Origin of the sequence: Rhodococcus cercidiphylli, from assembly GCF_033042225.1 — a bacterium.
GTDB lineage: Bacteria > Actinomycetota > Actinomycetes > Mycobacteriales > Mycobacteriaceae > Rhodococcoides.
This window is the reverse complement of sequence record NZ_JAWLKE010000003.1, coordinates 544,357-564,022: the sequence shown is the minus strand read 5'-3', so window position 1 is coordinate 564,022 and position 19,666 is coordinate 544,357. Positions and strand designations below refer to the sequence as shown.

The 19,666-nt window shown below is 65.3% G+C and carries 18 protein-coding genes; 3 read left to right on the top strand and 15 right to left on the bottom strand.

All coding sequences use genetic code 11. The annotated features are described in order from the left end of the window. Positions 1-32 precede the first annotated feature (32 nt). The 9 genes from R3P95_RS09755 to purL all read right to left on the bottom strand — a co-directional run bounded on the left by R3P95_RS09755 (position 33) and on the right by purL (position 12,366). Positions 33-1,670, bottom strand: a complete 1,638-nt coding sequence (locus tag R3P95_RS09755; RefSeq protein WP_317548216.1) for an ABC transporter ATP-binding protein — start codon at positions 1,668-1,670, stop codon at positions 33-35. Then, positions 1,667-2,635 carry an ABC transporter permease gene (locus tag R3P95_RS09750; RefSeq protein WP_094639295.1) on the bottom strand — a complete coding sequence of 323 codons (969 nt, stop codon included), beginning with the start codon at positions 2,633-2,635 and terminating at the stop codon, positions 1,667-1,669. The genes R3P95_RS09755 and R3P95_RS09750 overlap by 4 nt, the downstream gene beginning before the upstream one ends. Then, the gene (locus tag R3P95_RS09745) at positions 2,635-3,675 is read right to left on the bottom strand and encodes an ABC transporter permease (RefSeq protein WP_176460326.1); all 1,041 of its coding nucleotides are present in this window, start codon (positions 3,673-3,675) and stop codon (positions 2,635-2,637) included. Before R3P95_RS09745 ends, R3P95_RS09750 begins: the two co-directional genes overlap by 1 nt. Positions 3,676-3,731: 56 nt before the next feature. Next, positions 3,732-5,417, bottom strand: coding sequence for an ABC transporter substrate-binding protein (locus tag R3P95_RS09740; protein WP_317548214.1), 1,686 nt, complete (start codon positions 5,415-5,417; stop codon positions 3,732-3,734). Between the two features lie 116 nt (positions 5,418-5,533). Continuing rightward, a complete protein-coding gene (gene purF, locus R3P95_RS09735; protein WP_149404998.1) occupies positions 5,534-7,096 on the bottom strand; it encodes an amidophosphoribosyltransferase in 1,563 nt (520 codons plus the stop codon). Between the two features lie 125 nt (positions 7,097-7,221). Then, positions 7,222-7,608: a sterol carrier family protein gene (locus tag R3P95_RS09730; RefSeq protein ID WP_094668891.1), complete on the bottom strand. Its 387-nt coding sequence runs from the start codon at positions 7,606-7,608 to the stop codon at positions 7,222-7,224. 5 nt (positions 7,609-7,613) lie between these two features. Then, positions 7,614-8,267: a CPBP family intramembrane glutamic endopeptidase gene (locus R3P95_RS09725; protein ID WP_317548213.1), complete on the bottom strand. Its 654-nt coding sequence runs from the start codon at positions 8,265-8,267 to the stop codon at positions 7,614-7,616. Continuing rightward, positions 8,264-9,991: an alpha/beta hydrolase gene (locus R3P95_RS09720; protein ID WP_317548302.1), complete on the bottom strand. Its 1,728-nt coding sequence runs from the start codon at positions 9,989-9,991 to the stop codon at positions 8,264-8,266. Before R3P95_RS09720 ends, R3P95_RS09725 begins: the two co-directional genes overlap by 4 nt. Before the next feature lie 83 nt (positions 9,992-10,074). Next, positions 10,075-12,366 carry a phosphoribosylformylglycinamidine synthase subunit PurL gene (purL, locus tag R3P95_RS09715; RefSeq protein WP_068049919.1) on the bottom strand — a complete coding sequence of 764 codons (2,292 nt, stop codon included), beginning with the start codon at positions 12,364-12,366 and terminating at the stop codon, positions 10,075-10,077. Positions 12,367-12,479: 113 nt separating this feature from the next. Between purL and R3P95_RS09710 the strand changes: the two genes are divergently transcribed. Beyond that, entirely contained in the window at positions 12,480-13,244 is a 765-nt protein-coding gene (locus R3P95_RS09710) for a nucleoside phosphorylase (RefSeq protein ID WP_262498243.1), read from the top strand. A 385-nt stretch (positions 13,245-13,629) separates the two neighbouring features. Here R3P95_RS09710 and R3P95_RS09705 read toward each other — a convergent pair whose 3' ends face one another. Beyond that, positions 13,630-14,904 carry a M18 family aminopeptidase gene (locus R3P95_RS09705; protein WP_317548301.1) on the bottom strand — a complete coding sequence of 425 codons (1,275 nt, stop codon included), beginning with the start codon at positions 14,902-14,904 and terminating at the stop codon, positions 13,630-13,632. Positions 14,905-14,962: 58 nt separating this feature from the next. Here R3P95_RS09705 and R3P95_RS09700 point away from each other — a divergent pair, with 58 nt between their 5' ends. Next, positions 14,963-15,859: a hypothetical protein gene (locus tag R3P95_RS09700; RefSeq protein ID WP_317548212.1), complete on the top strand. Its 897-nt coding sequence runs from the start codon at positions 14,963-14,965 to the stop codon at positions 15,857-15,859. 124 nt (positions 15,860-15,983) lie between these two features. On the opposite strand, the gene R3P95_RS09695 is transcribed toward R3P95_RS09700, so the two are convergent. The 3 genes from R3P95_RS09695 to purS are packed head-to-tail and all read right to left on the bottom strand — an operon-like array spanning position 15,984 to position 17,296. Continuing rightward, positions 15,984-16,334 (bottom strand): VOC family protein, encoded by a 351-nt coding sequence (locus R3P95_RS09695; RefSeq protein ID WP_149404994.1) that lies wholly within the window; start codon positions 16,332-16,334, stop codon positions 15,984-15,986. A gap of 36 nt (positions 16,335-16,370) precedes the next feature. Continuing rightward, complete coding sequence (purQ, locus tag R3P95_RS09690) at positions 16,371-17,048, bottom strand: phosphoribosylformylglycinamidine synthase subunit PurQ (protein WP_068283306.1); 678 nt, start codon at positions 17,046-17,048, stop codon at positions 16,371-16,373. Continuing rightward, the gene (purS, locus tag R3P95_RS09685; RefSeq protein WP_032395924.1) at positions 17,045-17,296 is read right to left on the bottom strand and encodes a phosphoribosylformylglycinamidine synthase subunit PurS; all 252 of its coding nucleotides are present in this window, start codon (positions 17,294-17,296) and stop codon (positions 17,045-17,047) included. The genes purQ and purS overlap by 4 nt, the downstream gene beginning before the upstream one ends. Before the next feature lie 96 nt (positions 17,297-17,392). On the opposite strand from purS, the gene R3P95_RS09680 reads away from it, so the two are divergent. Then, complete coding sequence (locus R3P95_RS09680; RefSeq protein ID WP_068049930.1) at positions 17,393-18,031, top strand: MBL fold metallo-hydrolase; 639 nt, start codon at positions 17,393-17,395, stop codon at positions 18,029-18,031. On the opposite strand, the gene R3P95_RS09675 is transcribed toward R3P95_RS09680, so the two are convergent. Together R3P95_RS09675 and thiM are read right to left on the bottom strand one after the other, a co-directional pair. Then, entirely contained in the window at positions 18,028-18,654 is a 627-nt protein-coding gene (locus R3P95_RS09675; protein ID WP_317548211.1) for an LppP/LprE family lipoprotein, read from the bottom strand. The genes R3P95_RS09680 and R3P95_RS09675 overlap by 4 nt on opposite strands. Positions 18,655-18,846: 192 nt before the next feature. After that, the gene (gene thiM, locus R3P95_RS09670) at positions 18,847-19,665 is read right to left on the bottom strand and encodes a hydroxyethylthiazole kinase (RefSeq protein WP_317548209.1); all 819 of its coding nucleotides are present in this window, start codon (positions 19,663-19,665) and stop codon (positions 18,847-18,849) included. Position 19,666 lies beyond the last annotated feature (1 nt).

Sequence of the window (19,666 nt, the reverse complement as noted above, 5' to 3'; positions counted from 1 at the left end):
ACGGTACCGGAGTGCCCGGTGGCGAGAAGAATTCACGTGTGCAGGCGCTTACCCGGGATCGCCGCCAACAGCTTCTTGGTGTACTCCGCCTCCGGCGATCGCAGGATCTTCCACGGTGTCCCCTCTTCCACGATTGCCCCGTTGCGCAGTACCACCACGCGGTGCGCAACGCGGTCGACCACCGCGAGGTCGTGACTGATGAACAGGCAGGCGAAGCCGAATTCCTGCTGCAGTGCCTCGAACAGATCGAGCACGGCTGCCTGCACCGACACGTCCAGAGCGCTGGTCGGCTCGTCCGCGACCACCAGATCAGGTCCCAGCACCAGAGCCCGCGCCAGGCTGACGCGTTGCCGCTGCCCACCGGAGAGCTCGTGGGGGTAGCGCTTGTCGGTGCCCGACGGCAGTTGCACGGCCTCGAGCAGCTCGGTCGTCCTCGCCGAGATCGCGTCCTTGGAGCCGTACTTGTGCACGATCATCGGTTCGGCGATGCATTGCCCGACGGTCAGTCGGGGGTTCAGTGATGCGGACGGGTCCTGGAAGACGAAGCCGAATCGCTTGCGTAGCGGCTTGAGCTTGCGTTCGCTCACGCCTGCGATGTTCTGCCCCATCACCGTCACGCTGCCGCTGGTCGGCTTCTGCAGTGCTGCAACACATCTGCCGATCGTGGACTTGCCCGAGCCGGATTCGCCCACCAGCCCGAGGGTTTCGCCGCGGTGGATGGTGAGCGAGACGTCGTCGACCGCCCGGAACGCAGGTGAGCCGACGCCGCCGGAGAACTGCACCACCAAACGCGAGACGTCGAGTACCGGTTCTCCCGAGGTGTCGACCGTCTTGTCGGACTCCACGGCGGCGAGGGTCGGCACCGCGGCCAGCAGCTTCTTGGTGTAGTCGTCGGCGGGTGCGTCGAAGAGTTGCGCCACCGGAGCTTCCTCGACGACGCGGCCGTTCTGCATGACGACGACGCGGTCGGCCAGGTCGGACACGACGCCCATGCTGTGGGTGATGAGCACGATGGCGCAGCCGAGCCGATCCTTGAGATCACGGAGCAGGTCCAGGATTTCGGCCTGCACCGTGACGTCGAGGGCGGTGGTCGGCTCGTCGGCGATGATGACCTTCGCCTCGCACGAGATGGCGATCGCGATCATGACGCGTTGTTTCTGGCCACCCGACAGCTCGTGCGGGTAGTACGAGAAGCGCTGCTCGGGGTTGGGCAGACCCACCATCGTCAACAGCTCGACGGCCCGAATCTTGGCATCCTTCGCCGACATTCGCTTACCGTCGTCGCGCGTGTGCGCCCGCAACGCCTCGACGATTTGATAGCCGATGGTGAACAGCGGATCGAGGGCGCTGCCCGGTTCCTGGAACACCATCGAAATCTTGTTGCCGCGCAACTGCGCCCACGCCTTGTTGCTCAGCCTCGTCACGTCCTGGCCACCGAGTACCACGTGTCCTTCGACGCGGGCGGTGTCGGGGAGCAGGCCGATGGCGGATCGGACGCTGACGGACTTGCCCGATCCGGACTCCCCCACCACCGCCAGTACTTCGCCGGGGAACACCTCGAACGAGACCTCGGTGACGGCATCGACTTCGCCGGCATCGGTGAGGAACGTGACGGACAACGACTTCACCGACAATGCGGACTCGCGTGGAGTTGCAACACTCGATGTCATACCTTCACCGCCTTCTTGAACTTCTTGCGGGTGCGCAGCAGCGGATTGAGTGTCTCACTTGCGCTTTCGCCCACCATGGTCAGGCCGAGCACCACCAACACGATGCCCAGGCCGGGGAACACCGACGTCCACCAGATGCCGTTGGAGATATCGGGCAGCGCCTTGTTGATGTCGTATCCCCACTCCGAGGCGGAGGTGGGCTCGATGCCGAATCCGAGGAATCCGAGTCCGGCGAGGGTCAGGATGGCCTCGGCACCGTTGAGGGTGATGATGACCGGCAGCGTCTGCACCACGTTGGCGAGGATGTGGCGGAACAGGATTCGCGGAGTACCGGCACCGGTGACCCGGGCGGCGTCGACGTACGGTTCGGTCTTGACCGCCACCGTGGCGTTGCGCACGACGCGGAAGTACTGCGGGACGAAGATGGCCGTGATGGCGATGGCTGCGGATGCGATGCCACCGAAGCTCGACGACTGGCCGCCTGCGACGACGATCGAGATGACCACCGCGAGAAGCAGAGAGGGGAATGCGTACATCGCGTCCATGAACAGCACGAGCACGCGGTCGAACCAACGGCCGATGTAGCCCGAGGCGAGGCCGAGCGGAACACCGATGATGAGCGAGAGAATCAACGACGACGCGATCACCATCAATGCCGTTCGGGCACCGTAGATCACGCGCGAGAACACGTCCTCACCGCGAACCGAGGTGCCGAACCAGTGCTGCGCGGACGGGGCTGCTTGTCGGGCGAAATCCTGCCCGGCGTCGCTGGTCTGCGAGAACCCGTACGGCGCGAGAAGCGGGGCGAACACTGCGGCGATCACGAACGCCACCATCAGGGCCAACCCGACGATCAAGGTGACACGTTGCAACCCCGACGTGGACTTGACGAATGCGACGCCGGGAAATCCTCGACGGTGCGGACGGGTGGGAGGGACGTCGGACAGCACGACTTCGGTGCTCATCAGAACCTCACTCTCGGGTCGATGAGTGCGACGATCGCGTCGGTGACGAAGCTGACGACGGCGACCACGACGGCCAGGAACGTCACGATGCCCTGTACCGCAACGAAATCGCGTTGCTGGAGGTATCGGGCGAGTTCGTAACCCAGGCCCTGCCACTCGAAGGTCGTCTCGGTCAGTACCGCACCGCCGAGCAGCACGGCGATCTGCAGGCCGATGACGGTGACGATGGGAATCATGGCGTTGCGGAACGCATGTCGTCGCGTCACCGTGCCCTCGCTCAAACCGCGAGCGCGCGCGGCGTCGACGAACGGTGCCTGCAACGTCTGAATCAGGTTGACGCGCACCAGCCTCAGGAACACTCCGGCCGTCAGCAGACCCAGGGCGAGTGCAGGTAGCACGGCATGCTCGAGCACGTCCACGATGTAGCTCGGCTCGCCGTACAGGAACGAATCGACGATCAGAATGTTGGTCTTGGGCGAGACGTTCTGCAGTGCCAGTTCCACATTGGTGCTGGCACGACCGGCCACCGGGAGCCAACCGAGCTTGACTGCGAACAGCAGTTTGAGCAGCATACCGACGAAGAACACCGGAGCCGCGTACGCCAGGATCGCGAAGATCCGCAGCGAGGCGTCACCGAATCGGTCCCGATGGGTGGCGGCGAAGAACCCCAGCGGGATGCCGACCGCGAAGGCGACCAGCAGTGCCCAGAACGCCAATTCCAGTGTGGCAGCGCCGTTGACGAGCAGGACGTCGCTGATCGCGCGGTTGTCGGTGGCGGAGCGGCCGAAATCGCCGCGCAACAGTCCGGTCAGGTACTCCCAGTACTGCGTCAGAATGGGTCGGTCGTAGCCGGCCTCGGCCTTGCGCTGGGCGATCTGTTCGGCAGGTAGGCGACCACCGAGGGCCGCGGTGATCGGATCACCGATCACCCGCATCAGAAAGAACACGACGGTGACGAGAATCCAGGCAGTCGGAATGATCAGCAGAAATCTGACCCCGAGATAACGGGCGAGCGCGCCGTACCGTGACGGCGCGCTCACCTGCTGTGCTTGCTTCTCGCCCTCTACCGTCGTGCTGTCGGTAGTGGGCACGCCGGTCAGCCCCTGGCGAGAGTGACGAATCGGAACTTGAACGAGGCGTCGAGAGTCTCGTCCACGCCGCTGATCTCGTCGGTGGCGACGGCGATCTGCTTGCCCTCCAACAACGGAAGCGTCGGCAGGTAGTTCGTCGCGAGCTCGGTCTGAATCTGACCGATGATCTGCATCCGAGCATTCTCGTCGGCGGTCGTGCGCTCGAGATCGAGCAGTGACGTGATGGCCGGGCTCTCGAAGTGCGACTGCAGGAAGTTGTCCGGGCCGAAGAACGGCGTCAGGTAGTTGTCCGCATCGGGGTAGTCCGGGAACCAGCCCAGCTGGTACACCGGGTAGGCGTCGGCGACGCGTTCCTTGGTGTACGTGCTCCACTCGGTGGACTGCAGGTTCACGTTGAACAGGCCCGTCGCGTCGAGCTGGCTCTTGATCGCGGCGTATTCCTCGCTCGAGCTCGAACCGTAGTGGTCCGGGTTGTACTGCAGGTTGAGCTGCACCGGGGTGGCAACGCCTGCGGCAGAGAGGAATCCGGCTGCTTCGTCGCGGTTCGGGGTGGTGCCGTAGACGTCGCCGTACGCGGTGTTCGCACCGGCCAGGCCGGTGGGTACGACGGAGTACAGCGGGGTGTAGGTGCCCTTGTAGACGCCGTCGGACAGCGCCTGGCGATCCACCGAGGCCGCAATTGCCTTGCGCACGGCCAGCTTCTGATCAGGGGTGTCACCGGGCATCGTGTTCATGTTGAAGACCATGTAGCGCGATTCGCCGCCGGGTCCCTCGTGCACCGTCAGACCGTCGACGCTGCCGAGCGATTCGACGTCCGTCGGGGTCAGCGATCGCCACGCGACGTCGATGGCCTTGTTCTGCACGTCGAGCTTGAGGTTGTCGGAGCTGGTGTAGTACTTCGCGTTGATCGACGAGGTCTTCGGGGTTCCGAGGATGCCCTTGTAGTCGCCGTTCGCGGTGAAGCTGACGAGGGAGTTCTTGGCGTAGCTCGAGATGGAGTACGGGCCTGCGAACGGGGTGCCCGCCACGATGGCGTCGTCGTCGAGAATCGAATCTGCCGGGAACACGGTCTGGTCGACGATCGGGCCCGCCGGTGTCGCCAGAATCTGCGGGAACGTCTGATCGTTCGCGGCCTTCAGCGTGAACTCGACGGTCTTCTCGTCCGGAGTCGCGATGCTGTCGAGGTTCGTCAGCAGCGACGCGGGTCCGTTGGGATCGTTGATGGCGACGATGCGATCGAAGGAGAACTTCACGCTCTCGCTCGTCAGCGGGTTGCCGTTCGCGAACGTCAGGTCGTCCTTCAGCGTGCACGTGTACACGGTCGGCTCGGTGAAATCGCAGCTCTCGGCGACATCGGGCTCGAGCTCGGAGCTACCGGGCGCGAAATTCATCAGGAAGGGATACGTCTGGTTCATGACCATGAACGAGCCGTTGTCGTACGAGCCCGCCGGGTCGAGTGACGTCACCTGGTCGGTGGTACCGACGGTGATGGTGTCACCACCGCCCTCACCGGAGCCACCGGCGTCGTCGGTGCGGCCCGAGCCGCAGGCTGCCGCAGTCAATGCGAGTACCGACAGTGCTGCCACTGCAGCAACTTTCTTGCCGTGCTTGCGTCCCGCTGTGCTGGGTGCAGCGGTCTTCGATGCCGCGCTGTAGCGCTGCATGCGTCCGTCGTCGGGCGACAGGGTCATCTGAAAGCCTCTATCCAATCGGTGTGTCCTATGTAACTGAAAGGACAGTACCGACGGACTGTTTCCAATATGTGGCATTGAGAAAACCCTGCTGTTCCCTCGTGGGAACGCCCTGCTCAGGGACGACTCAGAGCACTCACGTTCGCGTCGTTGTCCACCGGCTGCCCGGCGGCCGAGGCCAGCAGACCCTCGAGAACGTGCTTGCCGAGTGCGTTGTCGGCCGGCAGATCGATCGGATACTTGCCGGTGAAACATGCTGCACACAACCGGGATTCGGGCTGCTCGGAGGCCGCGATCATGCCGTCGATGGAGATGTACCCCAACGAATCGGCACCGATCGCCTGCCGGACACCCTCGAGAATTCCGTCCTCGGAATCGACACCGTTGGCGATCAGCTCTGCGGGAGAAGCGAAGTCGATGCCGTAGAAGCAGGGCCACCGCACCGGCGGCGACGCGATACGCACGTGAATCTCCAGCGCACCGGCCTCGCGCAGCATCCTGATCAGCGCGCGCTGGGTATTGCCGCGAACGATCGAATCGTCCACCACCACCAGCCTTTTGCCCCGTATGACCTCTTTGAGAGGATTCAGCTTGAGCCGGATGCCGAGTTGACGAATGGTCTGCGACGGCTGAATGAACGTGCGGCCCACGTAGGCGTTCTTCATCAACCCCTGGCCGTAGGGGATGCCGGAGCCCTGCGCGAAACCGACCGCAGCAGGAGTTCCGCTCTCGGGCACCGGGATGACCAGGTCCCCCTCGGCCGGATGTTCCTTCGCGAGACGACGTCCGATCTCGACTCGCGTCGAGTGCACCGAACGACCACCGATGACGCTGTCGGGACGAGCGAGGTACACGTACTCGAACACGCAACCCTTGGGCTCGGGAGCTGCGAAGCGCGAGGACCGAACACCGTCGGCGTCGATCGCGAGCAGTTCACCGGGCTCGATGTCGCGGACGAACGCGGCACCGACGATGTCGAGTGCCGCCGTCTCGCTGGCAACCACCCAGCCGCGATCGAGGCGGCCGAGGCACAACGGTCGAACGCCGTGCGGGTCACGCGCGGCGTAGAGGGTGTGCTCGTCCATGAACGTCAGACAGAAGGCACCCTCGAGCAATGGCAGCAGTTCCATCGCCGCCTGCTCGATGGTGCAGTCGGCCGCCTTGTGCGCCAGCAGCGCGGTCACCACGTCGGAATCCGACGTGCCGTTGCCCTGCAGCCGGTCGTTGATCAGGCCTGCGTCGCGCGCCTTCGTGGCGAGCTCGGCGAAGTTCACCAGATTCCCGTTGTGGCCGAGCGCAATCCCCGTCCCGGCGGTGGTGGTACGGAAGATGGGCTGCGCGTTCTCCCACGTGACCGAACCACTGGTGGAGTAGCGGCAGTGACCGATGGCGACGTGCCCGGGCATAGCGCCGAGCGTCTGCTCGTCGAACACCTGGCTGACGAGACCGAGATCCTTGAACACCAACACCTGAGAGCCGTCGGACACTGCGATGCCGGCAGCCTCCTGGCCACGGTGCTGCAGCGCATAGAGGCCGTAATACGAGAGCTTGGCCACATCCTCGCCCGGTGCCCATACTCCGAACACTCCGCACTCCTCGCGCGGCTCGTTCTCCGGTTCGTCGAGGGGTTTGCTTACCAGAAGATTCGGACTGTCGACCGACAAATCGGCGTTGGTCACGGGCATTGCTCCCTTGGGGGACGGGGCGGGGGGCCGTGCCTGAGTCTACGGGCACACGGCCGGAGTCAACGCATCGTGTGGACGGGAGATTCCCAGTAGGTGAACGTGTGTCCGATTCACACCGATCACCTGATGGACAACAGCGGCAGCCAGCGACCCACTTCCGCCGCTCTACTGCCCGACGCATCGATCGAACCGTCGGCGAGAGCCTCGGCGAAATCGCGGATTCCGGTGACCACCTGCAGCCACGTCAGCGCGTCGGTTTCGACGACGTTCGGCGGTGTCCCCCGGGTGTGACGCGGCCCCACGATGCACTGCACCGCGACGAACGGCGGTACCCGCACCTCCACCGAGGATCCCGGCGCATTCTGGCCGAGAGTTCTGGCAGTGGTGCGTACCGCTGCGGCTATCTGCGCCCGCGCAGGCTTGTCCGCCTCACCCTTGATCCATTGCTCGACGGCCAGAACGGCCTCGCGTACCTCGGCGGGGCCGACTTCCTTGTGCGGTGGCACTGCGCCTAACTCCTGTCGTCCGCTGCGAGATGCGCCAGCACAGCGCCACTGGCGTTGAGAAAGTAGTGCAGCAGCGCCGGGGCGAGCACACTGCCGCTGCGGGCTCGAAGCCACGAGAACACCACACCGGCCGCTGCCGTTGCCACCACCGTTCCGACCACGGTGTCACCCGCCGCGCGGGCCGGGTGAATGTGCCAGAGCCCGAAGAAGATCGGCGACAGAGCAGGCGACGCGGCGTCGAGCACACCGCGGAAGAGCAGTTCCTCGGTCAGTACCGTTCCCACCGGGATGCGAAACAGGACCCACTCGACCAGTTCGTCCTCGGACGGCCGGACGCGCCGACGCAACGCAGGAATCGCAGCGACGACGGCAGATCCGAGAACGGGCACCGCCGACGCCGCAGCGCCCCACTTCAGCCCGGCAGCGAAATTGCGCAGGCCGAGCTCTGCTGCGCTCGTTCGAGACAGTACAGCCACACCGACGGCGAACGACGCGTTGGCCACTGCCCGTCCACGGGCATCGAAACCGAGAGCGGGAAGGAGATAGGTACTCCACGCCGTCGTCGCGAGTCCGGTCAGAATGGGTCGTTCCGCAGGCTCCACTCCGGCCAGAATGGGTCGTTCCGCAGGCTCCACTCCGGCCGTCACTGCGGTTCTCACTTCTCCGGACCGTCCCGGCCGGCGAACTGCTCCATGACCCCGCGGACTCGTTCGGTGTCGCGGTCGGTCCACCCCTCGGGCGCGGCAACGGCCACCCAGCCGTCGAGCACGAGGGTTCCGTAATTGTGGCCGTGTCCGTCGGGAACGCCTGCGGCGTTCGTCAGATCGGCGGCCACCTGCCAGAAGGTCACGACCGGGAACCATCGCATGCTCGGCAGCCGGTCCGGCCCCGGTGGCTCGGACAGCCAGTCGGGACGCTCGAACAACAGGTCGGGTGACCACCAGACCACCGGATCCGACGCGTGCTGAACGTAGAGGATCCGCGGCTCGTACCAGGGCTGATCCTCCGGCGGGATGCCCGACGAGTTGTCGGCGAACCGGACCGTCAGGCCCTCGGAGTAGACCGGCCGCACCTCCGGGCTTCCCGGGTCGCGTCGGCTGACGAACTGACTCCAGATGCGGTTGTTGTTCGGCGGTCCCACCCACAGGACGCCGTCGGTGGTGGCCCGGATGTCGGCCAGACCGTCGAACGCGCCTTCACCCGCCTGGGTACCGAGGCTCTCGCCGTAGACGTAGAACTTGGGGCGCGTGGCCTCCGGTTCCTGCAGCCAGCGGTCGTGCACCTTGTCGATCAGAGCTCTGCCTGCCTGCGCGGCCTTGTCTCCCTCCGCGACGAAGGAGATCCAACTCGGCAGGTACGAGTACTGGGATGCGACGGTGGCGACATCGCCGTCGAACATGAGCTCTTCGGCTTCGATGGCGGTGGGATTGACCCATCCGGTTCCGGTGGTCGGGACGACGACGAGAGCCGCGCGCTGGAATGCCCCGGTGCGTTCGAGTTCGGCGACCACGATGTTCAGTCGCTCGTCCTGGGTCTCTGCGGTTTCCAGCCCTGCATATGCCCGGATCGGTTCGAGGCTGGGGCGGCCCGTGGCTCGCTCCATCTCGTCGGCGCGAAGTCCGCTGGAGACGAAGTTGCGACCCTCGAAGCCGAGGGTGTCCCACGGCGCCAACGAGTTCGGGCTGCCGGAGCGTTCGTCGGCGACGGGTTGTTCTGCGCCGTCACGGGTTTCGTCGTTCTGCAGACTGAACACGGAATTGGTGACCTCGGATACCGCGCGCAGCAGGACACCCTGAACCAGGGCGACGGACAGCACGACGAGGACGACGACCCCGAGCGCATTGGCCACTTCGCGCGGCATCTTCACGATGCGGTTGATCTGACGGGCGAGCAGACGAACGAAGTCACGCAACACCCGCCACACCGAGATCAACAGCGCTGCCATGGCGATACTGAGCGCGCCGGTGCGGAAATACCCCGTTGTGGTGGTTCCTTCCGCGTCCATCAGAGCGGCCAGCTCACGCTGCCATTCCGCCGAGATCGCCAGCATGATCATCGAAGCCGCAATCGCGAGGACGGGAACGGCGACCTTGACGGCCAGCTCGGCCTTGCGCGGCAACGGCCACCACGATCGCGACGAGAGCCACCAACGGGTGACGGCCCAACCCACCGCGACGCCGAATGCGTAGCCGATGGCCGCGTTGATACCGCCGATGATGCCCTGGAACAGCCATCCGCGAGGGAGCAGAGACGGAGTCAACGACCAGCAGAAGAACAACGCGCTGAACGCAATTCCGGTGAAGTCCAGGCGCAGCAGGCCCCAGGCCCACATGACGAACGGATGCTTGGCGGGTGAGGGGACGGCGAACTCGACCGAGGGCAGGTGGTACCGATGATGCTGGTCCTGCTCGAGTGTCGCGTCGACCTCGTCGTGGCGCTGCTCCGATGTGCGTCCCCCCACCTCGGTCAGCCGAAGAGTCTGGGAAGAGTGCTCTCGAACGTCTCGCGCAGCTCCGTCATCGGGACGGAGAACTGCCCTTGCACCTCGATCGAATCCGAGCCCTCGTCGACGACGCCGATGCGCGCCCACGGCAGACCGCGGGCGGTGCACATGCCGGTGAAGCGAGTCTCTTCCGTGCGCGGCACCGCGACGAGTACGCGACCCGAGGACTCGGAGAACAGTGTCACGAACGGATCGGCACCCTCGGGAAGGATGATGCGGCAACCGGTTTCACCGGCCAGAGCGGCTTCGACGACGGCCTGCGCGAGGCCGCCCTCGGACAGATCGTGTGCCGCCGAGACCAATCCGTCGCGCGAGGACGAGAGCAGAATGTCTGCCAGCAGTTGCTCGCGGGCGAGATCGACCTTGGGCGGCACGCCGCCGAGGTGATCGTGCTCGACCTGAGCCCAGATGGACCCGTCGAACTCGTCGTAGGTCTCGCCGAGCAGGATCAGCGTCTCGCCGGGCTCGAGACCGAGGCCGGTGGGGATGCGGCGATGCACGTCGTCGATGACGCCGAGTACACCGACGACGGGCGTCGGCAGGATCGGCTCGGCACCGGTCTGGTTGTAGAAGCTGACGTTGCCGCCGGTCACGGGAATGCCGAGGGTGACGCAGCCGTCCGCCAATCCGCGCACGGCCTGCTGGAACTGCCACATGACGCCCGGGTCCTCGGGTGAGCCGAAGTTCAGGCAGTTGGTGACGGCCTTCGGGGTCGCACCGGTGACGGCGACGTTGCGGAACGCCTCGGCCAACGCCAGCTGCGCACCCCGATACGGATCGAGTGCGGTGTAGCGACCCGACGCGTCGGTGGCCAAAGCGATTCCGCGACCGGTCTTCTCGTCGATGCGGATGACGCCTGCGTCGGCGTGCTCGGCGAGGACGGTGTTGCCGCGCACGTAGCGGTCGTACTGCTCGGTGATGAAGCGTCGGCTGCACAGCTGCGGCGAGCCGATCATCTTCAGCAACGTCGCCTTCAGTTCGTCCCCGGTTTCCGGACGCTGCAGCGACGCCGTGGTGTTCGCGACCAGATCGTCCTGGGTAGCGGGACGCTGCACGGGACGGTTGTACACCGGTCCCTCGTGCGCGACGGTCTTCGGCGGAACGTCGACGACCGTCTCGCCGTGCCAGGTGATCTGGAGATGTTCACCGTCGGTGACCTCACCGATCACCGTGGCCAGAACGTCCCACTTCTTGCAGACGGCCATGAATGCGTCGACGTTGTCGGGAGTCACCACCGCGCACATGCGTTCCTGGGATTCGCTCGACAGCACCTCGGCGGGCGTCATGCCGGTGGCGCGCATCGGCACCTTCTCCAGCTCGATGTGCATACCACCGCTGCCCGCTGACGCGAGTTCCGAAGTGGCACAAGACAACCCGGCACCACCGAGGTCCTGGATACCGACGACGAGCTTGTTGGAGTACAGCTCGAGGCAGGCCTCGATGAGCACCTTCTCGGTGAACGGATCGCCGACCTGGACTGCCGGAAGCTTCTTGCGGCCCCCGCCGGTTTCGTCGCCGTCGAAGGTCTCCGACGCGAGCACGGACACGCCGCCGATGCCGTCGAGACCGGTGCGTGCGCCGAACAGAATGATCTTGTTTCCCAGGCCCGACGCGAACGCGAGATGCATGTCCTCGACGCGCATGACACCGGCACACAGAGCGTTCAGCAGAGGGTTACCGGCGTAGGAGGCGTCGAACACCGTCTCGCCGCCGATGTTCGGCAGGCCGAGGGAGTTTCCGTAGCCACCGACGCCTGCGACGATGCCGCTCAGGACGCGGCGCGTATCGGGTGCATCGGCGGCACCGAATCGCAGCTGGTCCATGACGGCGATCGGGCGCGCGCCCATGGCCATGATGTCGCGGACGATGCCGCCGACGCCCGTCGCCGCACCCTGGTAGGGCTCGACGTAGGACGGGTGATTGTGGCTCTCGACCTTGAACGTGACGGCCCAGCCGTCGCCGACGTCGACGACGCCCGCGTTCTCACCGATACCGGCGAGCATGGGCTTGCGCATCTCGTCGGTGGTGGTCTCACCGAAGTACTTCAGGTGCACCTTCGAGGACTTGTACGAGCAGTGCTCGCTCCACATGACGGAATACATCGCCAACTCGGCGTCGGTGGGCCGACGGCCGAGGATTTCCTTGATGCGGACGTATTCGTCGTCCTTGAGTCCGAGTTCCTTGTACGGCTGCGCTACGTCGGGGGTTGCGACGGCGTTGGAGACAGTGTCTGTGGGTACAGAGCTAGCGGACACGAGGAATAGGTCCCTTCGATGGAGCGAAATGCCAGGGAGAGTCTATCGGGACCGTGCGACATGTACGGCATCGGTCGTGCAGGGTCTGTAATCGGTCGTGCGAACATCACCTGATGGACATCGCGCTGACCGAGAACGATCTGGACGAAACGGGCGTCATCGACCCGTCGATGGTGGCCAAGGGAGTCGACGTACCACCCAAGGCCGTCGTCTGTTTCTTCTCCGAGGTGATCGAGAGCATCTGCGCGAAAGGCGACGCCAGAGTCGTCTCGATCATGCGCTCCGAGCACGGCGAACACCCCGTCTACGAGATCGAACGGAACGGGGAGAAACTTGCCGTCTTCCACCCCGGCGTCGGCGCTCCGCTGGCCGCACTGTTCCTCGAAGAGGCCATCGCGATGGGCTGCACCCAGTTCGTGGCCGTCGGCGGCGCGGGCGCACTGTCCGACGACCTGGGCATGGGACACGTGATGGTGGTCGACAGCGCCGTCCGCGACGAGGGCACCTCGTTCCACTACCTGCCGCCGGGACGAGTGGTCGACGCCGATCCGGCAGGCGTGGCTGTGCTGCAATCCGTGCTGACCGACGCCGGAGTCGATTTCGTGACCGGCCGCTCCTGGACGACGGACGCGCTGTATCGCGAGACTCGAGCCCGCGTTTCCCGCCGCGTCGACGAAGGCTGCCGAACCGTCGACATGGAAGCCTCGGCCTTCTGCGCCGTCGCCCGATTCCGCGGAGTGCGATTCGCGCAACTGCTGTACGCGGGTGACTCCCTCGCCGCCGACTGGGACCACCGCGGCTGGACCAAGGCCACGACAGTGCGCGAACAATTGTTCTGGCTGGCGGCCGATGCTTGCCTGCAACTGAGCCCGATCTAGCCGAGACGCGGGTTCACTGGGTTGCTGGTTCGGGTTCACCGGGTCTCTGACTCGCCTCCGCCCCGCCCCCTCCGCCCCGCACCCCCGGTCCCCGGTCCCCCGCAAATGCGCGCGCGTTTGCCATACGCGCGCGAAATCGCCCCCGCACAGGTCACGAATCCGCGAGCACCTGACGAATGCGCGCGCGTTTGCGACCGCCGAACGGGGAACGGGGAACGGGAAACGGTGTTGCGCCGCGGCATTCAGACTCCGCCCACACCCTCCGCCCCCGGTCCCCCCGCAAATGCGCGCGCGTTTGCCACACGCACGCGAAATCGCCCCCGCACAGGTCACGAATCCGCGAGCACCTGACGAATGCGCGCGCATTTGCGACCCCCGTTCGGGCTCAGGCCGGGGCCAGGAATGCCGCCAACGCGTCGGCGTAGGACTTCACATCACTGGCTCCCATCAACTCTCGCGACGAGTGCATGGCCAGCTGCGCTGCTCCGACGTCCACCGTGGACAGGCCGGTGCGTGACGCAGTGATGGGTCCGATGGTCGAGCCGCAGGGCAGATCGGCTCGATGTACGTAGCGCTGCAAGGGAACTCCAGCCTGATCGCAGGCGAGCGCGAAGGCACCGGCACCCGCGGAATCCGTTGCGTAGCGCAGGTTCTGGTTGACCTTGAGCACCGGTCCCCCACCGAGTTCGATGCGATGCGCGGGCTCGTGCCGGTCCGGGTAGTTGGGATGCGTCGCGTGCGCCATATCGCCCGAGGCACAGATGGATCCGGCCATCGTGCGGAGGAATTCCTCACGGCCACCGCCGCGTCCGAGCACGATGCGCTCGAGCACGGTGTTCAGCAGATCCGAGAACGCACCGCGGTCGGACATACTGCCGACTTCCTCGTGGTCGAACAGGGCCAGCACCGGCGTGACGGCGGTCGGATTGTCCACTGCGGCAAGCAAAGCCTGGGTCCCGGCATAGCAGGTGCCCTGATTGTCCAGACGCGGCGCGCTGACGAGTTCGGACTCGACACCCACGACGGCACTGGGCGCCAGATCGTGCGTCATCAACTCCCAACCCAGTACCGAATGCGGGTCGACGCCTTCTCGCTCGGCGACGTATGCAATGAATGATTGTGGCGAATTGCCCACGCCCCAAATGGCATTGACGTGTCGCTGCGGATCGAGGGTGACGCCCTTGCGATCCTCGGAGAGGTGAATCGCGAGCTGCGGGACTCGCAGGATGGGCTCGTCGACCTTCACCAGAACCTCGCGCACCGTGTTTCCGTCGCGCACACTCAGCCGGCCGGAAATGCCAAGATCGCGATCGAGCCACGAGTTGAGCCACGCACCGCCGTACGGTTCGAGGCCCACCATCTGCCAGCCCGCGGATTGCAGATCGGGATGTTGCTTCACGCGAAGGTTGGGACTGTCGGTGTGTCCGCCGACGATACGGAACGGACCATCACTCTCGGTACTCCAAGCAACCAGCGATCCGCCGCGGATCAGGTAGTAGCGGCCTGCTTCCGTAGGCCAGGTATCGGTCTCGTCGAGCCGCACGAATCCTGCGTCGTCGAGTTGGACGGAGACTGTCCGGCACACGTGGAACGGTGACGGAGAGACGTCGACGAAGTTGCAGAGACCGGTTGCGGAGGCGTGAGTCGACATGGGAACCATTGTGGCAGCCGCCGCGTCGAACACCTCGAGAGCACACACCGACCGGGGGGACAACTTCATGAAATTTCATTCTCTGCCTGATTACGGCGCAGTTCATGCGACCACATTCGCCATCGTGCGGATGAAGACGATCGAAGCATTTCGCAAGCGTGGGGTGGTGGTTCACCGCGAGGATGCGACGACGTTGGCGGTGGGCTCGGGCGTTCGCATGTCACTGAACAATGTGTTCGCCCGGTGCTCCGGGGTGAGTCGATCGGCGTGGGACGGCATCATCGCCGGCTATGTCGACCTCATGATCGAGACGATGCGCGAGGCGGATCCCACGTTCTTCACCGGATTGTCGGACGACGAGTTCTACTCGAGGCTGCGCGAGCGCGTCATCGCTCCGTCCGCCCTGGCGGCTATGGGTGAGTGCGAGTACGAGTATTCCGTCCCGCTACTCGACGTGCCGGGCGCACCGCGACGGGTGCTGAACCTGTCTTCTCCGAATCGCGCTGTGACACTGGCAGATCGGCATCTCGTCGGCCGAGACCTCAGCGCCGCCTGGGCCGCCGGCCGAAGGAACACCGCAGCGCTGAAATTCGAGGACGGCCGAATTCTCAGCAGGAACAGCGTCGACATCGAGGTCCTCAGCGGTGATTCGATCTACCTCGCGTCGAAGGTCGCCGATATGACCACGCTGATCTTCGCACACCTCGGCGAATGTCTGTACGGCGTATTGTTCGTCGTTCCCAATGCCTACGAGTTCATTTTCCACCGGCCGCGCAACGCCGACGTGGCGCTCGCGGCAGCAGCCGAGCTCGCCGAGCTGGCAGATATGTTCACTCGTGACACGCCGAGCCCACTGTCACGCTCGGTGTTCTTCTGGCGAGACGGCGAGTACTGCGACGTATCGGGCGGGCCCACGGGAGTTTTCGCCTCTACCTTGGCTGAGCTGCCGGCGGCCGCGGCCTGACCGCGGTCACGTGCCGGTAGACCCGCTGTTCTGGCGGCGGGGTGGTGGGCCGTCCCGCAGCAGCGACGCAAAGACGTCCCAGCCGACCACGAGCGTCACCCACGCTTGGACGGGCATCCGCTACTCAGTGCGAACCGGACACGCAGAACGAGTTGCCGTCGGGATCGATCAGTGTCACCCAGCGAAAGTCGCCCATCGTGTGCTGCGCAATTTCGCGTGCACCCGCCTCGACGAGCCGCGTGACCTCAGCGTCGAGGTCACCGGTGGTCATGTCGAGGTGGACGCGATTCTTGCCGGGCGTCGGGTCGTCGATCTTCTGGAAGGCCATTCGATACGGTGCCGACGCGAGTTCGACGACGTAGAACCACCCGTCGTTCTCTTCCACGATCGTTCCGTCCGCCTGCGCGGCCCACCAGCGGGCGAGCGGTCCCGGGTCGGTCGTGTCGAACGTGATCATCGCCAAGTTCAGTGTCATGGCGGCACAGTAACCGCGACCACCGACACGTTCGAGTCAGGCGTTGACGATCGTGTCCAGTGCCGAATAGAAGATGCCGAGGCCGTCGTCGCTCGGTCCGGTGAGCGGCTCGGTGGCGTGTTCGGGGTGCGGCATCAAACCGACGACTCGACCGTTGGCCGAGGAGATCCCGGCGATCCCACGCTGCGATCCGTTCGGGTTGCTGCCGCTGTAACGGAAGACCACCCGGCCCTCGCCCTCGAGCTCGTCGAGCACGTTCTGCGGTGCCTGGAATCGACCCTCGGCATTCTTGACCGGGATCAGAATTTCGGCACCGGGCTCGTATCGCGAAGACCACGCGGTGTCGGTGTTCTCCACTGCCAGCCACTGATCGCGGCAGACGAAGTGCAGCCCTTCGTTGCGGGTCAGAGCGCCGGGAAGCAGGCCTACTTCGCAGAGCACCTGAAAGCCGTTGCAGATACCGAGGATCGGCATACCGCCCTCGGCGGCCTTGACGACGGACTCCATCACGGGGGCGAAGCGAGCGATCGCTCCGGCGCGGAGGTAGTCGCCGTACGAGAATCCGCCGGGGACCACGATGGCGTCGACGTTCTTCAGATCGGCGTCGGCATGCCAGAGGCTGACGGCTTCGCCGCCGGCGAGGGTGACCGCGCGAGAGGCGTCGACGTCGTCGAGAGTCCCGGGGAAAGTGATGACTCCTACGCGGGCGCTCATGCGGCGGGCTCTACCGATACGCGGGTGACCGTCCAGTCCTCGATGACGGTGTTGGCCAGCAGCGATTCCGCGATCTTCTCGAGCTCGGCGTCGTCGACCGTGTCGTCGACCTCGAGTTCGAAACGCTTGCCCTGGCGGACGTCGGACACACCGGAGATGCCAAGACGGCCCAGTGCACCGGCGATCGCCTGACCCTGCGGATCGAGAATCTCGGCCTTGGGCATGACATCGACAACGACTCGGGCCACGAAAGCGCTCCTTGAAATACGTACGGCTGGTTACCGGCAGGTGGGAGTCTACGCAGCCCTGGCGGGAGGCGCGAAACCGCGCTTACTGTGGGGACCATGCGGCTGACACACTTCGGACATTCCTGCGTTCTCGTCGAACTCAACGGCACCACCGTGCTGTTCGATCCCGGCACGTTCTCTCACGGTTTCGAGGGCATCACCGGACTCGACGCGATCCTCGTCACCCATCAGCACCCGGATCACGTCGATCTGCAGCGACTTCCCGCTCTGGTGGAGGCGAATCCGCGTGCGGCACTGCACGCCGATCCGATGACCGCGGGCCAACTCGGCGGCCAGTGGACTCCGGCTCCCGCGGGTCAGGCCTTCACGGTCGGCGGGATCACGGTCACCGGCGTCGGCGGCACCCATGCCGTCATCCATCCCGAACTGCCGGAGATCGACAACACCGGTTACCTGCTCGGCACTCCGGAGAATCCGGGCCAGCTGTTCCACCCGGGTGACTCGCTGTTCGTCCCCGAGCAACAGGTCGAGGTTCTCGCGCTCCCCGCTGCCGCACCGTGGTCGAAGCTCTCCGAGACCGTCGAATTCCTGCGAGCAGTGAACCCCAGGATGGCATTCCCCATCCACCAGGCCATCGTCGCGGAGCAGGCCAGGGGCGTCTACTACGGCCGCTTCAAGGAGATGTCCGACGCCGAAATCCGCGAGCTTCCCGAGGAATCGTCCGTCTCGATCTAGCCGGTGACCTCGGGCGGGAGGGTGCCGATCATGGTCACCTGCGTCCCGTCCCACTGATAGTCGATCGTCACCGGTCCGCCGGTGGGATTGGCATTGGCATCGTTCGCGAGCGGCCAGCGGTAGTTCACTGTGACGGTGTCGGCGGATTGCGCAGCAACAGAGGTGAATCCGTAAGGCTCGAGCGTGGCCGTACCCAGATATTCGGCGTCGTGGAAGAAGAGCAGATGCGTCGGCGTGCTCACCGTCGCGCCGTACGGCATGGCTTCGACCCAGGTGAACGACGCACAGGGATCGCCCATGTCGGTAGCGACCCACGGTGAATCTGCGAACACGAGCGGCAGCGAGTCCACGGCCTGCGGTACCTGCCCCCACGTCAGATCCAGGCACAGTGGCTCGGCTTCCGACGTACCCATCGGAACCAGGTCGCTGGCCTCCTCGGGTGGCGTCCGCTGCGGCTGTGCTCCCTCGGTCACGGTGGCCGGGTCGGGTGTCACCGGTGCCGGACTTGCCTGGGTGGTTGCCGGAACGGCCGGGGACGGTGCTGCCGCGGGGGTTCCTTGCTCCGCTCCGCCGCAGGCGACGAGGGCTGTTGCACTGACTACGAGGAGTAGAAGTCGTTTCATGAAGACCACCTGGTTCGATTTGCCCGATGCCAGGTATGTCCGCTCGCAAACATGTTCCGTTACATCACGTTTCGATCAAGGTGCCGTTACATCCAGGCGGTCTGCAATTTTCGCGCCACTACGCGCACAATTCGCGACATTCCCGCGAATATGGCAGCACAGTGGAGCACCAGCTGCACACTGGAGCGCGCGTCATTCAGGCCAGCCGATGTCGAGCCGAACCAATTCACGTAGTGCCGACTCGTCGACCGTGTCGAGTCCGTCGAGGAACGCGGCGGCGAAGGACCCCGGCCGCGTATTCGAACGGGCAGCGATCTCCGACGCCACCGCGACATGCGCGTGCGCCGCGACGGCACCGATCAAAGCACTCGGTGACACCGCGCAGTAGGCAGCCGTCAGCGCACCGAGGGCACATCCGGTCGCGGTAACCCGCTGCAGCAGTGCACTTCCGCCGCCGACCTTCACCATGACATCCGGGCCGAGAATGTGATCGGTCTCCCCCGATGCCGCCACCACGTCGGCTCGATCCAACAATGAACTCGCCGCATCGACCGAATCCGCCACCTGCGCAGACGAATCCACTCCGCGCGATCCGCCGTCCGCACCTGCCAGCCCCATGATCTCCGACGCATTGGCGCGAATGACGCTGGGCCGGTTGACAAGTAGCTCGACGGCCACCTGGGTTCGCCACGGCAGACCGCCGGCTCCCACCGGATCGAGTACCCACGGCTTCCCCGCTGCCCTCGCTGCGGCCGACGCCAGGTGAGCACTCTCCACCTGGGCAGCCGTCGGAGTTCCGAGGTTGATCAGGACCGCGTCGGCGATCTCGGCGAAACCGGCCGCTTCCTCGGGGTTGTCCACCATCGCCGGAGCGGCACCCGCAGCCAACAGCGCGTTGGCGACGAATTGCACCGACACGGTGTTGGTCAGACACTGGACCAGCGGATTACGTTCGCGTAGAAGTCGATGTGCGTGGGCGACGTCGTCCAGGGTCACGCTAGAAGCACTCATC